The organism is Streptomyces sp. NBC_00285 (assembly GCF_036174265.1).
GTDB lineage: Bacteria > Actinomycetota > Actinomycetes > Streptomycetales > Streptomycetaceae > Streptomyces.
The window spans coordinates 3693187-3712885 of sequence record NZ_CP108055.1 but is presented as its reverse complement, the minus strand read 5'-3'; the positions used below and the strand labels follow the sequence as shown (position 1 = coordinate 3712885).

The window sequence follows — 19699 nt, the reverse complement described above, 5'->3', positions numbered from 1 at the left end:
GGATCACCGCCTGCCTGCTACGACGACCTGGTCAGCCCGGACGGCGACACCGGCGCCCGGGGGCGATGACCGGCCACAAGAGCCGAAGGGCGAGAAGCTTCCGCCGACTTCCCATCTCCTCGCATTGAGTAGTCGCTCGGCGAATCCGAGAGCTGTCGTCGATTTGTTCGAGCCACCCCTGCCGGTCCGTGTGCGGAATCCGGGCAGGTGAAGTGGTCCTCTTCAAGCGAGTGTTGGGCTTGTGTCTGAAGCTGCGGCCCGTCGTGGCCGGTGACTGCCCTGGGAGGACACGGGTGTTGTCGGGATGATGGTCGCACACGGTCCCGGTGTCGCGGCGAGGTCCCCGTTTACTCCGGTGTCGTACGGGACCCCGCCGCGTTCAGATCAACTCACCTCAGCGACCGGTGTACTCGAAGATGTAGAGCCCGAAGTCGCGGTCGGACGCCGCCACGTACTCCTTTCCGGAGGAGTTGAAGGTCTGTACGCCCCAGAAGTTGTTGCCGCCCTCGTCGATGAAGCGGCCGACCTCGACGAGCTTGTGGTTCTTGATCTTCGTGACTCGGAAACCGCCCGCGTAGTAGGCGAAGTACGCCAGGTCGGGGCGGACGCCGGAAGTTGCCACCTCGTGGACCGTCAGGTCGCCGAAGCCGGTGGCGTACGCAGGATCTTGGCCCTCCGGGATGGCGTAGGTGTCCAACTCGGTCATCTTGCCGCTCTTGTTGCGGAAGAGGTGCGCGTAGCCCCAGCCGTCGAAGTGCGAGGAGAAGGTGAGCCGGTCGCCCTTCGTACCGATGTCCACCGGAAGGGTCGCTGGGCCGGTGCCGGCGAGGCAATCCTCGCTGCTGTAGGGCTGGTTGAAGACGGCGAAGCCCTGGCTTCGCGGGGCGACGCCGAAGGTCGGTATGGTGCCCTCGACGCTCATGCCGCTTTGCGCGTCGCAGGCGTCCGAGCCAGTGCGGTTGAAGACGAGCACGGCGTCGTAGCCACCCGAGGCCTCGACGTTGGCGACCTTCTCGGTGAAGGTGCACGTGCCGCGCTCCACGACCGCGATGTCGACCGTTGTCGGGTCGCCCGCGGGGACGGCGGGGCCGCCGTCGCACGCCAGGCCGACGTAGACCGAGCCGCCGGTGATGGTCTTGCCCGCCTCCAGGGGGATGCCCTGACCGGCGGTGATGGTGGTGTCGTCGTCGAGGTTGCGAGCCGACAGCGCGTACGGTCCGAAGTCCTCGTCGGCGCCGATCACATACCGGTTGTCGAGGGTGAACTCCGCCTCGTGGCCGTTGCCTTCCGGCGCCACGGTCCGTCCCCTCTTGGCGCCTTCGGGGTCGGGATTGGTGAAGTCGGTGTCGCCGATGTACTTGATGTTCTTGGGGTCGGTCACGTCGAGCGCGACATAGCCGGCGTCCCAGTACGAGGCCAGCATGACCTGGCGGCCGTGGATGTTCTTGACGACCATGTCGTGCAGGAAGATCTCGGTGAGGTTTTCCGGGGCCGCCTGGACGATCTGCGGGAAGGTCTCGGCGAGGTCGTACTCGGCGACGAGTTGCGGCTTGGACGGGTCGGTGATGTCCATGATGTCGACGTCGGTGCCCTCTTCGTTGTCGACGAGCACGGCGTACGCCTTGCGCCCCGCGTCCCACGCGAACACGCTGTGGATCTGGCGGGCGATCTCCGTCGGCTCGCCGTTGAGGGTGAAGTCGCCGACGCCCTCGGCGAGCGTCTTGGGCTTGGTGGGATCGGTGACGTCGTAGATGTTCATGCCTCCGACGCCGGCGTCGCCGCAGATCTCGTTGTTGCTGACGAGTACGTCACCGTTGAAGGACGGCGTGGACAGGTGCATTGTCTGGATGCCCTCACCGGGGGCACTGCCCGCCGGGGCCGGGATGAAGCCGACCTCCTTGGGCTTGCTGGGCTTGCGGATGTCGACGACGTGCACGCCGGTGTTGTCGCAGCCGACGCCGCCCCAGGAGGCGAGGTAGGCGAAGCCCTTGAAAACGCCTACGTCGGCGATCTTCCCCTCTACGACGTTGCTCAGCTTGAGTTTGCTGACCAGGCGGACGTTTTTCTGAGTGGCCGGCAGGTGTCCTCCGCTGCCGCCGTGCTGGTCGTGGCCGTGGGTGGCTGCGGCGTTGTCGATGGCGCCGTCGGATGCCGAGACGCCGTCATGTGCTTGTGCGGAACCGGCGAGAGCGGTCGTGGCGAAGAGAGCCGCCGCGAACATGCCCACGCCGGTCCGTCTGTGGGCTCTGCGCATGCTTGCCTCCACTCGTGCGGCCGGAGTTCACCGGCCCATAACGAGGTGATGCCGGTCACCAACTGGCCGGCATTGCGAAGGTACTTAGTGGTTTCTTTAATCGAAAAGCCCATAACAAGACCTTATTTTGCCGGGACTTGGCAGGATGGTGTGATGTCGGCGGAGTGATCGTCTGCTGTTGGCTGGGGTGGCCACCATCTCGGGGTCGGCGTTATGTTCGGTCGACCTTCGCGACGTGCGGACTGTCGCCTCCAGTGCGGAGATGCGTTTACTTCCTTTCGGCGCTGCGAGGTAATACCCTTGGGGGGTATGGAGCAACTGCAGCAGCAAACCGAAGCCGAGCAGGCGCCGCCGGGATATCACGACGACAAGGAAGCCGTCCTCAAGCGGCTCCGTCGCATCGAGGGTCAGGTACGTGGCCTGCAGCGCCTTGTGCAGGAAGATCAATACTGCATCGACGTACTCACCCAGGTCGCGGCGACCACCAAGGGCCTCCAGGCGGTGGCCATGGAGCTGCTGGAGAAACATCTGGATCATTGTGTGCGCGAGGCCATGGTGGCCGGAGGCGACGTGGCTCAGGAAAAGGTCACCGAGGCTTCGAAGGCCATCGCGCGCCTGCTGCGCACGTGATGTCGAGTTGGGGCTTGGTGTACCACTGGTCCTGCGCCGGTTTCGAGAGCAAGGTTCAGGTGAAGGACGAGTGCTCGATCTGTCCGACCGGCGGCAAGGTCGTCCGCAGCTTCGCCTTCTCCGGTTGCGGGGACGGCAGGAACATCGACAGCGCCGACCACCGCTCGCATATCGTGAACGCCGATCCGAACACCGGCGCCTGTCCGAACGGCTTCCAAGCCGTATCGCGGCTGACTGAGCGGCTGACCTTCACCCCGCCGAACCGGTACAAGTTCGCCGTGGACTCCTTCCCCGGCCGGCAGTACGTACCGGTCACCGACCACGCCGAGTTCATCAACGTCATGAGTGACCAGCTCATGCAGCAGGCGGTCAACTGCATCAACTCGGGCCGACGCTGCGGTTGGGCGGCGTCGGCCGCCTCGTGCCCGCGCCCGCTGAGTGACGTGACCGGCGGGCAAGGGTTGGGGCTGGGGCGAACAGGGATGCACGAACCAATTAAGCAGGTTAGTATTTCGGGGTGTGAAAAGGATGGGACGTGCCCCCATCGAGCCGCGCTGCTGCGTCGTCCGCCGCCGGGTTCTGGTAGCGGCGGGCCCGCAGCAGCGCGGCGTCAGGGCGGCTGCCGCGAGCGGAGCGTCGACTGGTGAGGCAGTAGGCGGTCAACTCCGACCCGAGGTAGTCCCACCAACCGCGCGCACGGGCAGGGGAGGCATGGACACGTCCTCCAAGGAGCCTGCCCGTGCACGCATACTCCGGCACTTCGGCAGGGGAGACATCCAGTGCCAGCCCTCCCGAACTCGCGCACCATTGCGTACGCGGACGACTATGCCAAGCCTGCCTGATGGGGGCAGCAGGAAGAGGAATGTCAGTGTTGAAGTCGGGGGTCAAGCGGCTCTTGGGGCGTGCCGGATTCGACATCGTGCGCAGCACCAACAATCGGGGTGGAGTGGACGATTTCATCCCGTTCGAGGCGACGATGCGGGCTGCGCGGGCGGCCGGTCTGTCGGTTGGCGACTACATCGACGAGGTCATGAACGGGACGCCTGGCGCCACCCAGTCCACCATCGATGAACTACGCGCTCTCGGGGTCTTCGCCGCCGACCCGAACACGGTTTTGGAGATCGGCCCCGGGTCCGGACGATACCTGGAGAAGACGCTGAAGGAGTGTTCGCCGGGACGTTACGAGATCTACGAGACTGCAGCACCCTGGGCCGATTATCTAGTGGACACATTCAGCGTGGTCGCCCAGCCGGTCGGAGGATGCACTCTCGCCCCGACACCCGACGACAGCATCGACCTCGTTCAGGCTCATAAGGTCTTCAATACTCTGACCTTTCTCACAGCCTCCCGCTACTTCTTCGAGATGGTGCGTGTCACGCGACCCGGTGGCCGGATAGTCTTCGACGTAATGACAGAGACCTGCCTGGACCCGGCCACAATGCGCGCCTGGGCGGCGCAGGGCGGCGCGGGGCACGACTCCTACCCAGCCGCCATGCCTCGCCGGACATGCGTGGAGCTCTTTGCGGCCCTCGGCTGCAGCCTGGAGGCCAGCTTCCTGGCTCCCATGGGCGTCGCCTCCACTGAGGTGCTTGTCTTCGGGAAGGGAGCTTGACCCTCAGACCGCCGACCACGGACCGCTTCTGACCTCGGCAGGGTTCCGTCATCCCACGCTCGACGTCGGGCTGGGACGGCAAGCAAGAAGACGGCGGCTGTAAACGCCACGTGGTCACGGACTGTCTCGGTCTAGTCTTGGCGGTGCCGGTGACCGCAGCGAACATCCAGGACCGAGATGCTGCCATGCCCTTGCTGAGTGGCTGCGGCAGACGTACTTTTCCGTCTGTCCCATCTAAGCCCGCCGGCTAGGCCGGGAGCCTGGTCGACTAGGCCGCAGGGACGTACCAGGTCGCTCCCTGCGTTCCGGTCCACAATCCCCTCCGACCGTCGACGAGGTCCTTCAGTGTCTCGGCGACAATACCCACGACCTGCTGCACGTTCCAGCCGCGGCATAGGGCGGACAGGTATTCGCGGGGCCGCTGCATGTCGCTGTGGTTGGCGCCGCCCGCGGGGAAGGCGAAGTAGGCAAGGCAGCCCGGAGGTTGATTAGCTCGCCTTGGCAGAGCGACTTGCAGCCGACCAGCGACGGGAGGTACCCGACTCAGCCGGGTACCTCCCGTGCATTCGACGCACCTCGTGGCTACTTGAAGGACCGAAGCCGCAGGCTGTTGGTCACCACGAAGACCGAGGAAAACGCCATCGCGGCGCCCGCGATCATCGGGTTGAGCATGCCGAAGGCGGCGAGCGGCAGGGCTGCGACGTTGTAGCCGAAGGCCCAGAACAGGTTGCCCTTGATGGTCGCCAGGGTCTTTCGGGACAGCCGGATCGCATCGGCGGCCACCCGAAGGTCGCCCCGGACGAGGGTCAGGTCGCCGGCCTCGATTGCCGCGTCGGTGCCGGTGCCCATGGCCAGGCCCAGGTCGGCGGTGGCGAGGGCGGCCGCGTCGTTGACGCCGTCGCCGACCATCGCGACCGTACGGCCTTCGCCCTGCAGGCGCTTGACCACGTCCACCTTGTCCTGCGGCAGGACCTCGGCGATCACCTCGTCGATACCGACCGCCCTGGCCACGGACTCGGCGACGAGCTGGTTGTCGCCGGTCAGCAGCACGGGCTTCAGGCCCAGGCGGCGCAGCTCGGCGACCGCCTCCGCACTGGTCTCCTTGACCGCGTCGGCGACGGTGAGAACGCCGCGCGCCTTGCCGTCCCAGGCGACGGCGACCGCCGTACGGCCTTCTGCTTCCGCCGCGGCCTTGGCCTCGGCCAGCTCGCGGGGGAGCTCGATGACCCACTCCTTGAGGAGTTTCTCGCGTCCGACGAGCACGGCATGTCCGTCGATGACGCCCTGGACGCCGAGGCCTGCGACGTTCTCGAAGTTCTCCGGCACCGGCAGGCTTCCGGTCAGCTCGGCCGCGCCCGCCGCGATGGCCTGGGCGATGGGGTGCTCGGAGGCGTGCTCCAAGGCGCCTGCCAGTCGCAGCAGTTCGTCCTTGTCCACGCCCGGTGCCGTATAGACGTCCTGGAGGGTCATGCGGCCGGTGGTGATCGTGCCGGTCTTGTCGAGGACGACGGTGTCGACGCGGCGGGTGGACTCCAGGACCTCGGGGCCCTTGATGAGGATGCCGAGCTGGGCGCCGCGGCCGGTGCCGACCATGAGGGCGGTCGGGGTGGCCAGGCCCAGCGCGCACGGGCAGGCGATGATCAGCACGGCGACGGCCGCGGTGAACGCGGCGGTGGCGTCACCGGTCACGAACAGCCAGGTCAGCAGGGTGCCGAGCGCGATGAGGATGACCACGGGGACGAAGACACCGGAGATGCGGTCGGCGAGGCGCTGCACCTCGGCCTTGCCGTTCTGCGCGTCCTCCACCAGCCGCGCCATCCGGGCGAGCTGGGTGTCGGCGCCGACCCGGGTCGCCTCGACGACCAGGCGGCCGCCCGCGTTCACGGTGGCTCCGGTGACGGCGTCGCCGACGGTCACGTCCACCGGGACCGACTCGCCGGTCAGCATCGAAGCGTCCACCGCGGACGTGCCCTCGGCGACGGTGCCGTCGGTGGCGATCTTCTCCCCAGGCCGTACGACGAAGCGGTCACCGACGGCCAACTGCGCTACGGGGATGCGTACTTCCTTTCCGCCCCGCAGCACCGAGACGTCCTTGGCGCCCAGTTCCAGCAGCGCACGCAGTGCCGCACCCGCCTTGCGCTTGGACTTCGCCTCCAGGTAGCGGCCGGCGAGGATGAACGTAGTCACGCCGGCTGCGGCCTCCAGGTAGATGGAGGAGGAGCCGTCCGTCCGGGACACCGTGAACTCGAAGGCGTGGCGCATGCCCATCATGCCCGCGTGCCCGAAGAACAGTGCCCAAAGTGACCAGCCGAAGGCGGCGAGCGTACCGATCGACACCAGGGTGTCCATGGTCGCGGCGCCATGACGGGCGTTCGTGTACGCGGCCTTGTGGAAGGGCAACGCTCCCCAGACCACGACGGGCGCGGCCAAAGTCAGCGACAGCCACTGCCAGTTGTCGAACTGCAGGGACGGCACCATCGCCATCAGGACGACGGGCACGGTGAGTACCAGCGACACGTACAGACGCTGCCGCAAGGAGAGCAGTTCGCCGTCGGCCGCCGGGGTGGCTTCGCGCTCGCCCGCGCCTGCGGTGGCGGAAGCGGGCGGGGGCGGCTCCTCGGCGGTGTAGCCGGTCTTCTCGACGGTGGCGATCAGGTCGGCGACCTCGACGCCTGCCGGGAACGAGACCTTCGCCTTCTCCGTGGCGAAGTTGACGGTCGCCGTAACACCGTCCATGCGGTTGAGCTTCTTCTCGATACGGGCCGCGCACGAGGCGCAGGTCATCCCGCCGATCGCGAGCTCGACCGCGGAGGCGGGCGCAGTCGTGTCGGGGACTGCCTTCTCGGGAGCCGTGCTGGTCATGGACGTATCTCCAGGGGGAGGCCGGGACGTACGGCGTCCGTATCAGCGGAGCGGTACATCCCGGCGCGGGGAGGAATTCGCGTATCCGGGACCAGGTGCCCCGGAGGGGTCGTCAGGCCTGGCCGACGAGCTCGTAGCCGGCCTCGTCGACGGCGGCACGGACGGCCTCCTCGTCGAGCGGAGCGGCAGAGGTGACGGCGACCTCGCCGGTCTTGGCGACGGCCGTGACCGCGCTGACCCCGTCCAGGGCGGAGATCTCCTGGGAGACGGCGCCCTCGCAGTGGCCGCAGGTCATGCCCGACACCTTGTAGACGGTGGTGACGCCGAGGCCGTGGACGTCGACCGTGGCGTCGGAACCGCAGGAACCGCCGCCGCAGCAGGAGGTGGAGTTCGTCTCGGTGGTCATGGCTTCTTCCTCCGGGTGTGGATGCGTCGGGTCGCTCGCAGGGAGGTGGGTGGTTGCCCTGTCCCTCTCGGCAGATGGCAAGACTATACCCCCTAGGGGTATTCCGCTACCTGTGATGCTGTCCACGCGACCCGTGTGTAGCGAACCTTGTATCTCTCTATCTACTTAGTAGCAGAGTGATCTGCGACGGCAAGGAGGAGGGCGAGAGGGCGGGCCGCTGCCCAGGCCTCCTCCTGTTGTTCACAGGCCTCGGATTCGATGAGCTCCGGCGGCTGGCCTTCCAGCACCGCGCAGCCGATCCGACGGGCGTGGGCAATCCGGGAACGCCATCCCGCACCGCGGCGTCAATCAACCGCAGGCCCAGTTTGGGCGCGGCGCGATCATGCGTTCCCGGATGCTCTCAGGCCACCGTCGTCAGCTCCGGCTCCGGTCGGGCCGTGAGGCGGCCCGAGCGGGCGAGTAGACCGACGCACCCAGCGCACACGGCGCCGGTTGCCGCGAGCACCAGCCAGGTCAGCTCCGGTCGGCCCATACGGTCGGCGGCGTCCCAGACCACGCCCGTGGTCAGGTTTCCCAGGGTGATGCCGAGACCGGAGACGGTGTTGTAGAGCCCGTAGTGCGTGGCGACCAGCCGTCCGCCGGCGAGCGAGACGACGGTGTCCATCTCGAAGGGGTAGACCACGGCCGTGCCCAGACCGAGCAGCGTCACTGCCGTGAACAGGGACGCCAGAGCCGCGAACCAGCCGAGGGGACCGGAGCCCGGAGCCACCGTTCCGGTGCCGAACAGCAGTGGCAGAAAGGCGGCGCCCATGAGCGTGATGCCGTAGACGATGGCACGCTGGGAACTCCAGTGGGCACGGGCCCACGAGGTGATCTTCAGCTGCCCGGTCACGGCCACTGCCGCAGACACCGCGAACAGGGCCGTGGTCACCGCGTCACCGCTGCCCGGAAAGGCGCGATGCGCCTGAAGCGGCAGCGCGAGGTAGACCTGGAAGGACAGCACGTATGAGCCGATCATCGCGCCGGAGAAGAGGAGAAACGGCCGGTTGGCGATGACCACACGCCAGTCAGCCATCACCCCCCGGGACTCGGTCACCTCGGCGGTCTTTTGGGCCGGCAGGATACGCACCTGCATGACCGTCAGCGCGAGGAAGAGCACCGCGGCCACGGCGCACACCAGTCGGAAGTCGGCTGCCAGCAGGGCGAGTCCGATCAGGGGGCCGACGAACATCCCGGCCTGGTAGAAGACGTTGAAGGCGGCGAACGCCTCCACCCGCCTCTCTCCCGCCTCCTGGGCGAGGTAGGCGCGCACGGCCGGATTGAAAAGCGCCCCCGCGAACCCGGTCGCCGCCGAGGCCAAGGCGAGCGCGGGCAGCGAGTCGACGAACCCGAGGAGGCCGAAGCCGACGGTACGCAGTACGCACCCGGCCACGATCACCGGCTTGTAGCCCAGCCGGTCGGCGAGCGTGCCGCCCACCAGGAACATGCCCTGCTGGGTGAAGTTGCGTACCCCCAGCACAAGTCCGACCGCCCAGGCGGCCATGCCCAGGCCGTCCGCCAGGTGCACCGCCAGGTAGGGCATGAGCATGTAGAAGGCGGTGTTGATGGTGAACTGTTGGACCATCAGCAGCCGGACGCACCCGTTGAACGAACGGAACTGTGCGGCAAGGGACTTGGGCTTCATCGCACGGCTCCCTGCGGCAGGGTGACGTGGGTGCAGCGGGTCCAGCGTGCGACCGTCCGTTCCCCAGGATCGGCGATCTCGTCCGGGTCGGAGGCCGGGAAGCTGCGCAGGAGGTTGTGCGTGCGGCAGTACTCGTCGCTGTAGACCGTGTTCCAGTAGCGGTGCACGCCGTCGGGGAAGATCGCCGCGATCCGCGTGTGCTCTGGTTCGGTGCGAGCCAGCCAGTTCGCAACGAGGGCGACTGCGCCCACGCTCCAGCCGCCGCTGGTGTAGTGGCCGCGGGCCAGCTGGCGGCAGGTCCATACGGCCTCGCCCGGGGCTACCCAGTGGACCTCGTCGAAGGCCGCGTGGTCGACGTTGCCGGGGTGGATGCTGCTGCCCAGGCCCCGCATGAGGCGCGGTCCGGCGGGCTGCCCGAAGACGGTGGAGTTCACCGAGTCGACGCCGACGACTTTCAGTTCCGGGTTGAAGGTGCGCAGAGTGCTGGCGATGCCGGCCGAGTGGCCGCCGGTGCCGACCGCTGCCACCAGGACGTCGATCCGACCCAGCTGGACCATCAGTTCGAGGGCGAGCGGGGCGTACGCGGCAACGTTGTCGGGGTTGTTGTACTGGTCCGGGCACCAGGCCGACGGCGTGCGAGCGAGGAGTTCGCGTACCCGCTGCCGGCGTGCCTCCTGCCAGCCGCCGTCAGGGTGGGGTTCGGTGACGACGTCGAGGTGCGCTCCGAGGGCCCGCAGTTGATGCACCATCAGGGGTTCCATCCCGGGGTCGGTGACCAGGGTGACCGGGTGGCCGTAGGTGATGCCGGCCAGGGCGAGGCCGAGGCCGAGGGTGCCGCTGGTGGACTCGATGACGGGCGCGCCGGGCGCCAGGTCGCCGCGTTTGCGGGCGGCGGCGACCATGTGGAGGCCCGGGCGGTCCTTGATACCGCCGGGGTTGAAGCCCTCCAGTTTCGCCCAGAAGCCGTGCCCCGGAGGGTTGAAGGGTTCCCCCACCCACAGGACAGGGGTGTTACCGACCATGCCGGCCGGCGACCGGCGCGCCGCGCCGACCGGTTCGGGGAGTTCGTGCGCGGAGAGGAAGGAGGAGATGTCGCGGGGGGAGATGCTGCGCAGAGCCGTGGTCATGAATGGTCCTTCCGCGGCCTGCCTGCTGTAGGGGCCGCGCGTCAGTGCCGTACGTGGGGAGGCGTGCCGGAAGGCCCGGTGTCACGGTGTGAACCGTCGGGCAGGCACGGTCAGGTACGGCTGACGCAGACGATGCGCAGAAGGCTGGACCCGGTGAGGATCCGCCGCGCCTCGGGTGTTTCCTCGGGCCCTGGCGGTGTGCCGGACGCCGTCGCCTCCTGCGAGCGGTGACGCAAGGGGAGGAGAACGAGGAGCAGGAGTGCCAGGAGCATCGCCCCGATGGGCGCGGGCAGATACGCGAGTACGTGGGCCGGGCCGCAGCACAGCACGTCGTGATCCGGATTCCCGTCGCCCGCGTCGGTCGCTGAGCATGCCAGATCGGCAGCGGCAAGGGGGAGGGCGTCGACGCCGTGCTGCCCCCTCTCCGTCGAGGCCGTCACCGCGGGCCGATGGTCCTCCGTGGCGTGCACGCCGCATGCCACCAGGTGCGCCATGAGGGTCATGGCCACACCCAGGAGGAGGACGAGAGTCGGCCTGCGCGCCGATGCGCAGCCGACGTATTCCTGCGGCATGCCACTGATCGTAATCAGAGCATCACGATCTGGCATGATTGAGCCACGTATGGGTGAATTATTAGCTGCCCGGGGGCTGATCCGCTCCACCGCTAAGGCTCTTAGTATGCCCATGGTCTGGGTTCGCCTCGTGTGCGTTGGCCGCTTCCGCGTCAAGGCGGCGATCTTTTCCTTCGTGACGGGACTTCACCGTGAACTCGGAATGTGCGACTGATCGGCGATCTCGCCGGTGGTCCAGCCGCGGTCGACGGTCATGAGGATCTCGCGCTCGTGCTTGGTGAGGGAGCGTGCAGTAAGGGGTCGCAGTCGGCGGCCGGTCGCCAGGGGACTGCTTGCCTGGCCATCCGGCGTCGAAGTTCGCGTCCGCTGACTTGTTCTTTATCAACGACGGCCGAAGCCTCTGTTGCTGTGTGGTGGTGGTCAGCGAGGCGGGTCCAGGTATGCGTCGTGCTCGGCGTAGTGGATGACTGCCTGGCATTTCTCCGAGGGGCTGGGCCGGGCTCCGTGCCGCCAGGACGACCACACGTCGAGAACGTCCTGGGCCAGTTCGACTTCGAGGAGATAGGCAAGGCCGTGCGGCGGGACGTCGAATGCTGCGACGACCGCGTCTGAGGCGGCCGTCCAGGGCTTGGCCGCGTAGATGACCGCTTCGGCAGGTTGTTCTTCAAGGGACTGCAGAAGGTCCAGGAGAGAAGGCACGCAGAGAGAGTAAGGCGCTCGTCTCGAACTGCTCCCCGAACAAGTTCACCCACCTGGGGATTCGCCGGATGTGGGGGCGGCCTTCGTCTGATCATGTGCTCCGACCAAGGTGCACGTGACCGAGACGAAGGCCGTGATGGTGAGTCTGCTGCCCGATGCTGTCCGGAAGGAAGCGTTCATGGAGGCGTCACCGCTTCCGGGGTGCCTTCTACGCATGTCTGACCGCCCGGCGCGATGAATTGTTCGAGTTGGTGGACGCGGTGCTGTGCGCGGACGGCCCGGTGAAGTCGCCGGTGGATCTGACGCTGGTGCCCGAACACCGCCGTGGGCACGGCGCGTTGTACGGCGCTCTCAACCGCGGTGGGATTGATGTCGACCGTCTGCGGACGGCGCTGGCCGGGTTGCCGCTGCCACGTTTCGAGGGCGGGCGCCTGGTGCTTGCGGTCGACGTGTCGCCGTGGCTTCGCTCGGACGCTCCGTGCTCGGACCAACGGCTGTTCTGTCATGTCTACGGGCGGGCGAAGTCCGCGTCGCAGTTCATCCCGGGCTGGCCCTACTCGTTCGTCGCGGTCCTGGAGCCCGGTGCCACGTCGTGGACCGGGATCGTGGACGTGGTCCGGCTCGGGCCCGCCGACGATGCGACCGCGGTCACCGCCGCTCAGCTGAGGGCCGTGGTGGAACGGCTCGTCGCGGCCGGCCAGTGGCAGCCCGGGGACCCGGACATCACGGTCGTCATGGACGCCGGCTACGACGTCACCCGCTTGGCCTGGATGCTGCGAGATCTTCCCGTCGAGCTGGTCGGCCGGATCCGCGGCGACCGGGTGATGCGCCTGCCGAAGCCGCTCCGTGTCTACGACCCCAGGGGCGGGCGCCCGCCCAAGCACGGGCCGGAGTTCCGCTTCGGCAATCCCGAGACGTGGCCCGAACCCTGCGTGACCACAACGACCGACACCGCCAACTACGGCAAGGCCGAAGCCCAGGCGTGGGACCGGATCCACCCGAGGCTGACCCACCGCTCGGCCTGGCTGGAGCACGACGGTGAACTCCCCATCGTCGAGGGCACCTTGGTCCGCCTCAAAGTCGAGCACCTCTCCAAGGAACGGGAGGCGCCGCCGGTATGGTTGTGGTCCTCGAAGACCGAAGCCACCCCGGCGGACGTGGACCGCTGGTGGCAGGGGTTCCTGAGGAGATTCGACCTGGAGCACACTTTCAGGTTCGGAAAGCAGACGCTCGGCTGGACCACCCCGAAACTCCGTACACCCGAGGCCGCGGACCGCTGGACCTGGCTCCTGGTCGTCGCGCACACCCAGCTCAGGCTCGCCCGGCCGCTGGCCGCCGACCTCCGCCGGCCCTGGGAGAAGCCGACCAGGCCCGAACGCCTCACCCCGGCCCGGGTCCGCCGGGGGTTCAGGAACATCCGAGCCCACCTGCTCTGCCCGGCCCGTGTTCCCCAACCTCGTGGCACAGGTCCCGGACGGCCGCCCGGGACCAAGAACCGCCATCCCGCACCCCGCTACGACGTGGGTAAAACCGTCAAACGCCCCGAGACTCTCAAGGCCATCGGCAGACCCGGAAGATCCTGGTAGATAAAGATCAAGCTGAGTTCCCGTACCCGATCTTCCCGGTGTCGAGTTCACTGTCTCCGGTGAAGCGGCCCGGCTACTTCACCGACCCGGTCGACTCGGAAGGCTTTGTCTGTATACCTAAGAACCTTAGTTGCCTAGTAGGGTGGTCGAAAGTGATGACGCCCTACGAAGGAAACACGATCATGCCCTCCACGTCGCCCCGTAAGACGAAGTCGCCATCGGGAGCCACCAAGGCCGAGCGGCGCCGGGCTCAGGCCGCCGAGAGGGCGGCCGAGGCACGGCGTGCCGCGCAGCGGGCGCGGCGACTGCGCTGGGGCGGCGCGGCCCTGGCCGTCTCTGTGGCCGCGGCGGGTGGGATCTACCTTGCCGCCCGCGACGGCCGCGGCGGCGACACGAGTGGGCCTGCGGCGGGGCTTTCCCGGGTGGGCGGCGACCTGCACACCGTGGCCGTGGTCGGCAACCGGCTCTTCGTCGGCGGGCACGAGGCCGTCGCCGTCTCCGCCAACGGCGGCCGCACCTGGCAGGACGTGCCCTCGCTGCGCGGAGCCGACGCGATGGGGTGGGCGTCGACGCCCGGCACCGTGCTGGTGGGCGGGCACCCGGGGCTGTACCGGTCCACTGACGGCGGGGCGACGTTCAGCAAGGTGACCGGCGCGGGCGCGGTCGGCGACGTGCACGCCATCGGCGGCACCGGCAAGACCGCCTACATCGGCTCCCCCGAGTCCGGCGTGCTCGCCTCCGCCGACGGCGGCAAGACCTGGAAGACGGTCAACGCCGAGGCGGGACGGTCCTTCATGGGCACCATCATGGTCGACCCGAAGAACCCGCAACGGCTGATTGCCCCCGACATGTCCAGCAGGCTGCAGACCAGCACCGACGGCGGCAGAACCTGGAAGAGCCTGGGCGGCCCGACGGGCGCGATGGCCGCCGCCTGGAATCCCGAGGACATCAGCCAGATCGTCGCCGTCGGCATGGACGGTGCCCAGCTGAGCAGCGACGGCGGCAAGACCTGGAAGCAGGCCGACCTCCCCAACGGCACCAGCGCGGTCAGCTACGACGCCACCGGCAGCACCCTGTACGCGGCGGCGCTCGACGGCCAGAACGCCCGCACCTACCGCAGCACCGACGGCGGAACCACCTGGAAGACCACCGCGTGACGACGCCCCGAGCCGAGGCAGGCGACGGACGCGTCACCGCCCCGGACAGCACACTTGGTGCCGGCCGCGAAACCGAGGCTGCCGGCTCACCGCCGCGAAGCAGCCGGGGCCATCCTGGTCGTCATTGCGAGGGCTTGCCGAGGAGGAATTCGTCGATGAGGGTCGCGGTCTCGTCGGGCTGGTCCTCAGTGACGAAGGGGCCCGAGTCCTCGATGATGCGCAGCCGGGCGTCGGGGATGAGGCCTGCGAGCCGTTCGCCGTGGGCGAGGGGGAAGAAGTTCTGGCGGGCCCAGGCGATGAGGGCGGGGTGGGGGAAGGTCCGCAGGCCCTCGGCTGCTTCCTTGGTGAAGGTGGTGGAGATGGCCCTTACCAGGCGGGCGAAGTCTTGCCGGGTGGTGGGGTGTTCGCGGAGCGGGCCGGTGTAACTGGCCATGATGTCGGCGGGGATGGGGCGACGGGTGAGCAGGCCGAAGGCGATGGGTAACCGTTGGATGGTGCGCAGCCGCATCGACTCGGCGAGGATCTTGAGTCCGGCGGGGGTGCGGCCGAACACCTGCAGGTGGCGGATGGGCAGCGGCAGGAAGTTGTCGAAGGCGTCGCAGGGGGTGAGGACCAGGGACCCGATCCTTTCGGGGTGGCGCGCGGCCACGGCCTGGCAGATGGCGCCGCCGGTGTCGTTGCCGACCAGGGCGGGCGCCTCCAGGCCGAGCGCCGTGATGGTGCGCTGGACGAGGTCGGCGAGGCCGAACAGGGTGAAGTCGGCGCCCGGACGCATGGGTGCGGTGTGCCCGCCCAGCGGCCAGTCCGGGGTGATGCACCGGTAGCGGTCACTCAACCGCGCGACAACGCCACGCCAGACGTCGGCGTTGGCGATGATGCCGTGCACGAACACGATGGGCGGCCCTGTGCCGGTCTCGTGGTAGCGGATCACTCCCTCGGGGAGTTCGATGTCGTGGATGGCGCCCAGTTCGGAGACTGCGGTGGCCATGGCTACTCCTTGGTCTCTGCGGTGGGATCTGCGGCGGTGGTTGTGGCGGTGTCCCCGTCCGCGGTGCTGGTCAGGAGCCCGGGGGTGATCAGGTCCAGCAGGGAGTCGGCGGCCCGGTCCGGCGGCCACGCGTGGCCGGCGCGCATGTGCAGGTAGGTCCTGGTGATCACGTTGAACAGCAGCGTCGCGGTCTCCTCGGCGTCGAGGTGCGGCTGCACGCTGCCGTCGGCCTGGCCGTCCTGGAGCAGCCGGCGGAACGGGGCCACGTAGACGTCCCGGGTGGAGCGGCCCGTACGGTCGCTTTCGCCGAGGTGGAAGACCGGGTCCGGCACGGTGGACAGTCCGGTGAGCAGCCGCAGGTGTTCCTCCACCACGGCGCAGGCCGCGCGCATCGCGTGCAGCAGCCGGTCCGCGCCGCTGCCCGGTGCGGTCATGGCCGGCCAGATGGCGGCCTGCCAGGCCTGTGCGGCGCCCACCACAAGGGCGTCGACCAGTACGTCCTTGGTGATGCCGCGCCGGTAGAGCGTCACCCGGGAGATCCCCGAGGCTTCCGCCACGCGTTCCAGGGTGAAGTCGTGCCAGCCGTGCTCGGCCAGGACCTGTGCGGTGGCGGCGAGGACCGCCTCGTCCAGGACCGGACTCCCGGTGTTCGCCGTGCTTGCCACGTGGCCCCCCAAGGATGCAACACTTGCGTTGCAATAACGATACACACCTAGTTCAGGAGTGGGCGATGGTTACGTGGCAGCACGGTGCGGCCGCCGCACTGGTCGGGGTGGGAACGGCTGAAATCCTTGCGGCGCTGTGGCAGACCGGGTCTCCGGTGGACGCCGCGGGCAAGCTCGTCGTGGACACCGGTCCCCGGCCCGTGGTCGAACGCACTGTCAAGTACTTGCGCTCTGCGGACAAGCCGACGATCCGGGCGTTGGTCGCCGGCACGGCGGTCGGGGCCGGTGCGGTACTCGGCCGGGCCGACCGCAGCCTCCCCAGGGATCTGGCGGTCACCGCTGCGGGTGCTGCGGGCGCGACCCTCGCCCTGCGGCGGCGCGGTGCCGCGGACGCCGACGGCGGCCTCCAGTCGGCCCGGGCACTGACCGCGGCTGCGGCAGGGGGCCTGGCCACGCTGCTGGCACTGTCCATGCCCGCACGCGGCGCGCCCGCCCTCGCGCTGGTGGGCGGCAGCGCACTGACGGCGGCCTTCCGGGCCCGAAAGCGGCAGTTGTCCCGGCACGACGCCGTCCGGCGAGCCGGTGAGCTGAAGGTGGCGCGCCCGCTGCCGCCCCCGCGCGACGGCGCCGAATCCTGGGCCGGGGTAAGCCCGCTGATGACCCCGGCCGAGGACTTCTACGTCACCGATGTCGCCATGCGGCCGCCGCTGGTCGACCCGGACACCTGGCAGTTGGACATCACCGGCGCATGCGCCTCGCCCCTGCGGTTGTCGTACGCGCAGTTGCTGGCCCGGGATCTGGTCGAGTTCGATGCGGTGCTTTCCTGCGTCCACAACCGCCTGGGCTGGGGCCGGTTGGGCAACCAGCGCTGGACCGGGCTCCCGCTGCGCGACCTGATCGACGAGGCCGTACCGCACGCCGCCGCGGGCTTCCTGGTGACCTGCGCCACCGACGGCTGGGAGTGCACCCTGCCACTGGACCTGGTGCGCACACTGAACGCCTATGTGGTCGTCGGCATGGCCGGACGCCCACTCAGTGCCGCGCACGGCTTTCCCGCCCGGGTGTTCGTGCCCGGCATCTACGGGCAGTTCACCGGCGCCAAATGGCTGACCGAACTGCGCCTGACCGAGCACCCGAACCAGGACTACTGGCTCCCGCGCGGATGGCCGCGCGAGCCGGTGCCGGTGCGCCCCACGGTGCGTATCGACACACCGGCCGCAGGCCGCCTGCCGAGCGCTCCGGTGGTGTGTGCCGGGGTGGCCTGGGCACCCCCGCACGGGGTCGAGGCGGTCGAGGTGAGGGTCGACGGCGGCCCGTGGCAGTCGGCCGAACTCGCGGCCGAACTCGCCCCCACGGCCTGGCGTCGCTGGCGTGTGCCGCTCTCCCCGCCTCCGGGCCCCCACACGATCCAGGCCCGCTGCGCAGGACGGGGCGGAGCGCTCCAGAGCCCGGTTCCCCGCGACCCGTTCCCGACCGGCGCTTCCGGATATCACACGGTCGCCGTTACTACGACGGCGTGACACAGCCGTCGCAAGGCGGCGCCCGGTCGCGTCACCGCCGGGACGTGGATGCCCCGTACGAGAGTGGCATCCACGGGCAGAGGCAGAAGACGAGAAACGCCCGCGTACCGGGGCTGCGGGCGCGGAACAGAGTGGCCACGGTGCCCTCAGCTCATCCGCCGCCGCGTTTTCTTAACGTTCCGCTGCATCGCCCTTTGGCTGCCGCTGCCGATGGTCTCCCTAGCGTGGAAGACGCCGACGACACCGCCGGTTCACGCGCACATCCCCGCCGCCCCTGCCCCGGAGTGCACCTGACATGGTCGACCACACCGACAACAAGACAGTCCCCCCGGATCACCAGCGGACACCGTTCGCGCGTCCCAACAAGTGGTGGATGCTCGGTGCCGTCTCGGTGGCGACGTTCATGCTGCTGCTCGATGTCACCGTCGTCAACGTGGCGCTCCCCGACATGCAGAAATCCCTGGGAGCGAGCTTCTTCGACCTCCAATGGGTCGTCGACTCCTACGCGTTGACCCTCGCGGTGTTCCTGCTGGCCGCCGGGACCCTGGCCGACCAACTCGGCCGCAAGCGCGTCTTCGTCATCGGCCTGGGCATCTTCACCGTGGCGTCACTGCTGTGCGGAGTGGCGTCCAGCCCGCTGACGCTCAATCTCGCCCGGGCCGTCGAAGGCATCGGCGGGGCCGTCATGTACGCGGTGTCGCCCGCGCTGATCGCCAACGACTTCCACGGCAAGCAGCGCGGCATCGCCTTCGGCATCTCCGGAGGCGTCACCGGCCTCGCCGTCGCGGTCGGCCCGCTGCTCGGCGGCGCGCTGACGGCCGTCAGCTGGCGGTGGATCTTCCTGCTGAACGTGCCGATCGGCCTCGTGGTGGCGCTGGTCATGGTCACCCGTGCCGCCGAATCCCGCGACCCGGAGCGCAAGCGGATCGACTGGCCCGGCCTCGCGCTGTTCTCGACCGCGCTCGCGCTACTGGTCTTCGGGCTCATCCGTGGCGAGTCGCAGGGCTGGACGCACCCGCTGATCATCGGTCTGTTCGTCGGCGCCGCCGTCCTGATGGCCGCCTTCGTGGCGGTGGAGCGGGTACGGCCCGATCCGATGCTCGACCTGGCCCTGTTCCGCAACCGGTCCTTCAACGGACTGTCCATCGCGACGCTCGCCGCGAACGCGGCACTCAACGTGGCCATCCTCTTCCAGGTCCTGTACATGCAGTATGTCCTGGGGTTCTCGGCCTACGGCACCGGGGTCCGCTATCTGCCGCTCACCGTCGCGGTGTTCATCGCGGCGGCCGTGGCGGGTACGTACTCGACCCGAATTCCCGCCCGGCTGCTGGTCGGGGTCGGATGCGTGGCTCTGGGCATGGGGCTGCTCGCAACCGACGGCCTCGACGCGAAGTCCACCTGGACCGATCTGCTGCCCGGCATGCTGCTCGCCGGTTTCGGCGCGGGTGTGTTCAACCCGGTACGTGCCGCTGCGGCCGTCGCCCTCGTCCCGCTGCGCAGGGCGGGGATGTCCTCCGGCATCAGTGAGACCTTCCAGCAGGGCGGAGTCGCGCTGGGCGTCGCGGCACTCGGCTCCGTGGCGCACAGCCAGACGAAGGAGAACTTCGCCGCGGCGATCAGCGCCTCGGGCGAGCTCACCGGCCGCCAGGCGAGCGAACTCGCGCAGATGGTCTCCGCGGGCAGGCTGACCGAGGTGGCCGGCACCGTGCCGGCCGCCCAGCGCGCCCTCGTCGCCCAGACCGCGAACGACGCCTTCATCGCGGGACTCGACATCGTCATGCGGGTCGGCGGGATCGTCGCGATCGCCGGCGGGATCATCGGCTTCGTCCTCATGCGGCAACGCGACTTCCCCGAGGAGTCCCCGGCGCCCGGTGCCGAGCAGCCCGCCGAGCGGGCCCCCGCACGCTGAAGAGCACCATCCCGGTTGTGGCCGACCG

The 19699-nt window shown here is 68.9% G+C and carries 16 protein-coding genes and 2 pseudogenes; 8 read left to right on the top strand and 10 right to left on the bottom strand.

Annotated features, from left to right (window positions below):
- Positions 1–394 precede the first annotated feature (394 nt).
- Positions 395–2254 carry a PA domain-containing protein gene (locus OHT57_RS17205; protein WP_328747298.1) on the bottom strand — a complete coding sequence of 620 codons (1860 nt, stop codon included), beginning with the start codon at positions 2252–2254 and terminating at the stop codon, positions 395–397.
- 309 nt (positions 2255–2563) lie between these two features.
- Here OHT57_RS17205 and OHT57_RS17200 point away from each other — a divergent pair, with 309 nt between their 5' ends.
- The 4 genes from OHT57_RS17200 (at position 2564) to OHT57_RS47465 (ending at position 4747) form a co-directional block, all read left to right on the top strand.
- Positions 2564–2884: a metal-sensitive transcriptional regulator gene (locus OHT57_RS17200; protein WP_328747297.1), complete on the top strand. Its 321-nt coding sequence runs from the start codon at positions 2564–2566 to the stop codon at positions 2882–2884.
- A 14-nt stretch (positions 2885–2898) separates the two neighbouring features.
- The gene (locus OHT57_RS17195) at positions 2899–3531 is read left to right on the top strand and encodes a hypothetical protein (protein WP_328747296.1); all 633 of its coding nucleotides are present in this window, start codon (positions 2899–2901) and stop codon (positions 3529–3531) included.
- Between the two features lie 215 nt (positions 3532–3746).
- A complete protein-coding gene (locus OHT57_RS17190) occupies positions 3747–4496 on the top strand; it encodes a class I SAM-dependent methyltransferase (protein ID WP_328747295.1) in 750 nt (249 codons plus the stop codon).
- A 50-nt stretch (positions 4497–4546) separates the two neighbouring features.
- Complete coding sequence (locus OHT57_RS47465; RefSeq protein ID WP_443053619.1) at positions 4547–4747, top strand: transposase; 201 nt, start codon at positions 4547–4549, stop codon at positions 4745–4747.
- 77 nt (positions 4748–4824) lie between these two features.
- Here the strand turns inward: OHT57_RS47465 and OHT57_RS17185 are convergent.
- The 7 genes and pseudogenes from OHT57_RS17185 to OHT57_RS17155 form a co-directional block, all read right to left on the bottom strand.
- Positions 4825–5021, bottom strand: a pseudogene (locus OHT57_RS17185) (HAD-IB family hydrolase); the annotation flags it as partial.
- A 57-nt stretch (positions 5022–5078) separates the two neighbouring features.
- The gene (locus OHT57_RS17180) at positions 5079–7358 is read right to left on the bottom strand and encodes a heavy metal translocating P-type ATPase (protein ID WP_328747294.1); all 2280 of its coding nucleotides are present in this window, start codon (positions 7356–7358) and stop codon (positions 5079–5081) included.
- Positions 7359–7470: 112 nt separating this feature from the next.
- Complete coding sequence (locus OHT57_RS17175) at positions 7471–7764, bottom strand: heavy-metal-associated domain-containing protein (RefSeq protein WP_328747293.1); 294 nt, start codon at positions 7762–7764, stop codon at positions 7471–7473.
- 400 nt (positions 7765–8164) lie between these two features.
- Positions 8165–9448: an MDR family MFS transporter gene (locus OHT57_RS17170; protein WP_328747292.1), complete on the bottom strand. Its 1284-nt coding sequence runs from the start codon at positions 9446–9448 to the stop codon at positions 8165–8167.
- Positions 9445–10575 carry a PLP-dependent cysteine synthase family protein gene (locus OHT57_RS17165; RefSeq protein ID WP_443053455.1) on the bottom strand — a complete coding sequence of 377 codons (1131 nt, stop codon included), beginning with the start codon at positions 10573–10575 and terminating at the stop codon, positions 9445–9447. Before OHT57_RS17165 ends, OHT57_RS17170 begins: the two co-directional genes overlap by 4 nt.
- A 110-nt stretch (positions 10576–10685) precedes the next feature.
- Positions 10686–11147 carry a hypothetical protein gene (locus OHT57_RS17160; RefSeq protein WP_328747291.1) on the bottom strand — a complete coding sequence of 154 codons (462 nt, stop codon included), beginning with the start codon at positions 11145–11147 and terminating at the stop codon, positions 10686–10688.
- Between the two features lie 420 nt (positions 11148–11567).
- Positions 11568–11846 (bottom strand): hypothetical protein, encoded by a 279-nt coding sequence (locus OHT57_RS17155; RefSeq protein ID WP_328747290.1) that lies wholly within the window; start codon positions 11844–11846, stop codon positions 11568–11570.
- Between the two features lie 136 nt (positions 11847–11982).
- On the opposite strand from OHT57_RS17155, the pseudogene OHT57_RS17150 reads away from it, so the two are divergent.
- Together OHT57_RS17150 and OHT57_RS17145 are read left to right on the top strand one after the other, a co-directional pair.
- Positions 11983–13432: pseudogene (locus OHT57_RS17150) on the top strand (NF041680 family putative transposase).
- A 182-nt stretch (positions 13433–13614) separates the two neighbouring features.
- Entirely contained in the window at positions 13615–14589 is a 975-nt protein-coding gene (locus tag OHT57_RS17145) for a WD40/YVTN/BNR-like repeat-containing protein (protein WP_328747289.1), read from the top strand.
- A 121-nt stretch (positions 14590–14710) separates the two neighbouring features.
- On the opposite strand, the gene OHT57_RS17140 is transcribed toward OHT57_RS17145, so the two are convergent.
- Together OHT57_RS17140 and OHT57_RS17135 are read right to left on the bottom strand one after the other, a co-directional pair.
- Complete coding sequence (locus OHT57_RS17140) at positions 14711–15577, bottom strand: alpha/beta fold hydrolase (RefSeq protein WP_328747288.1); 867 nt, start codon at positions 15575–15577, stop codon at positions 14711–14713.
- 2 nt (positions 15578–15579) lie between these two features.
- Positions 15580–16242 (bottom strand): TetR/AcrR family transcriptional regulator, encoded by a 663-nt coding sequence (locus OHT57_RS17135; RefSeq protein ID WP_328747287.1) that lies wholly within the window; start codon positions 16240–16242, stop codon positions 15580–15582.
- Between the two features lie 65 nt (positions 16243–16307).
- On the opposite strand from OHT57_RS17135, the gene OHT57_RS17130 reads away from it, so the two are divergent.
- Positions 16308–17762 (top strand): molybdopterin-dependent oxidoreductase, encoded by a 1455-nt coding sequence (locus OHT57_RS17130; protein WP_328747286.1) that lies wholly within the window; start codon positions 16308–16310, stop codon positions 17760–17762.
- Positions 17763–18057: 295 nt separating this feature from the next.
- Entirely contained in the window at positions 18058–19671 is a 1614-nt protein-coding gene (locus OHT57_RS17125; RefSeq protein ID WP_328747285.1) for an MFS transporter, read from the top strand.
- Positions 19672–19699 lie beyond the last annotated feature (28 nt).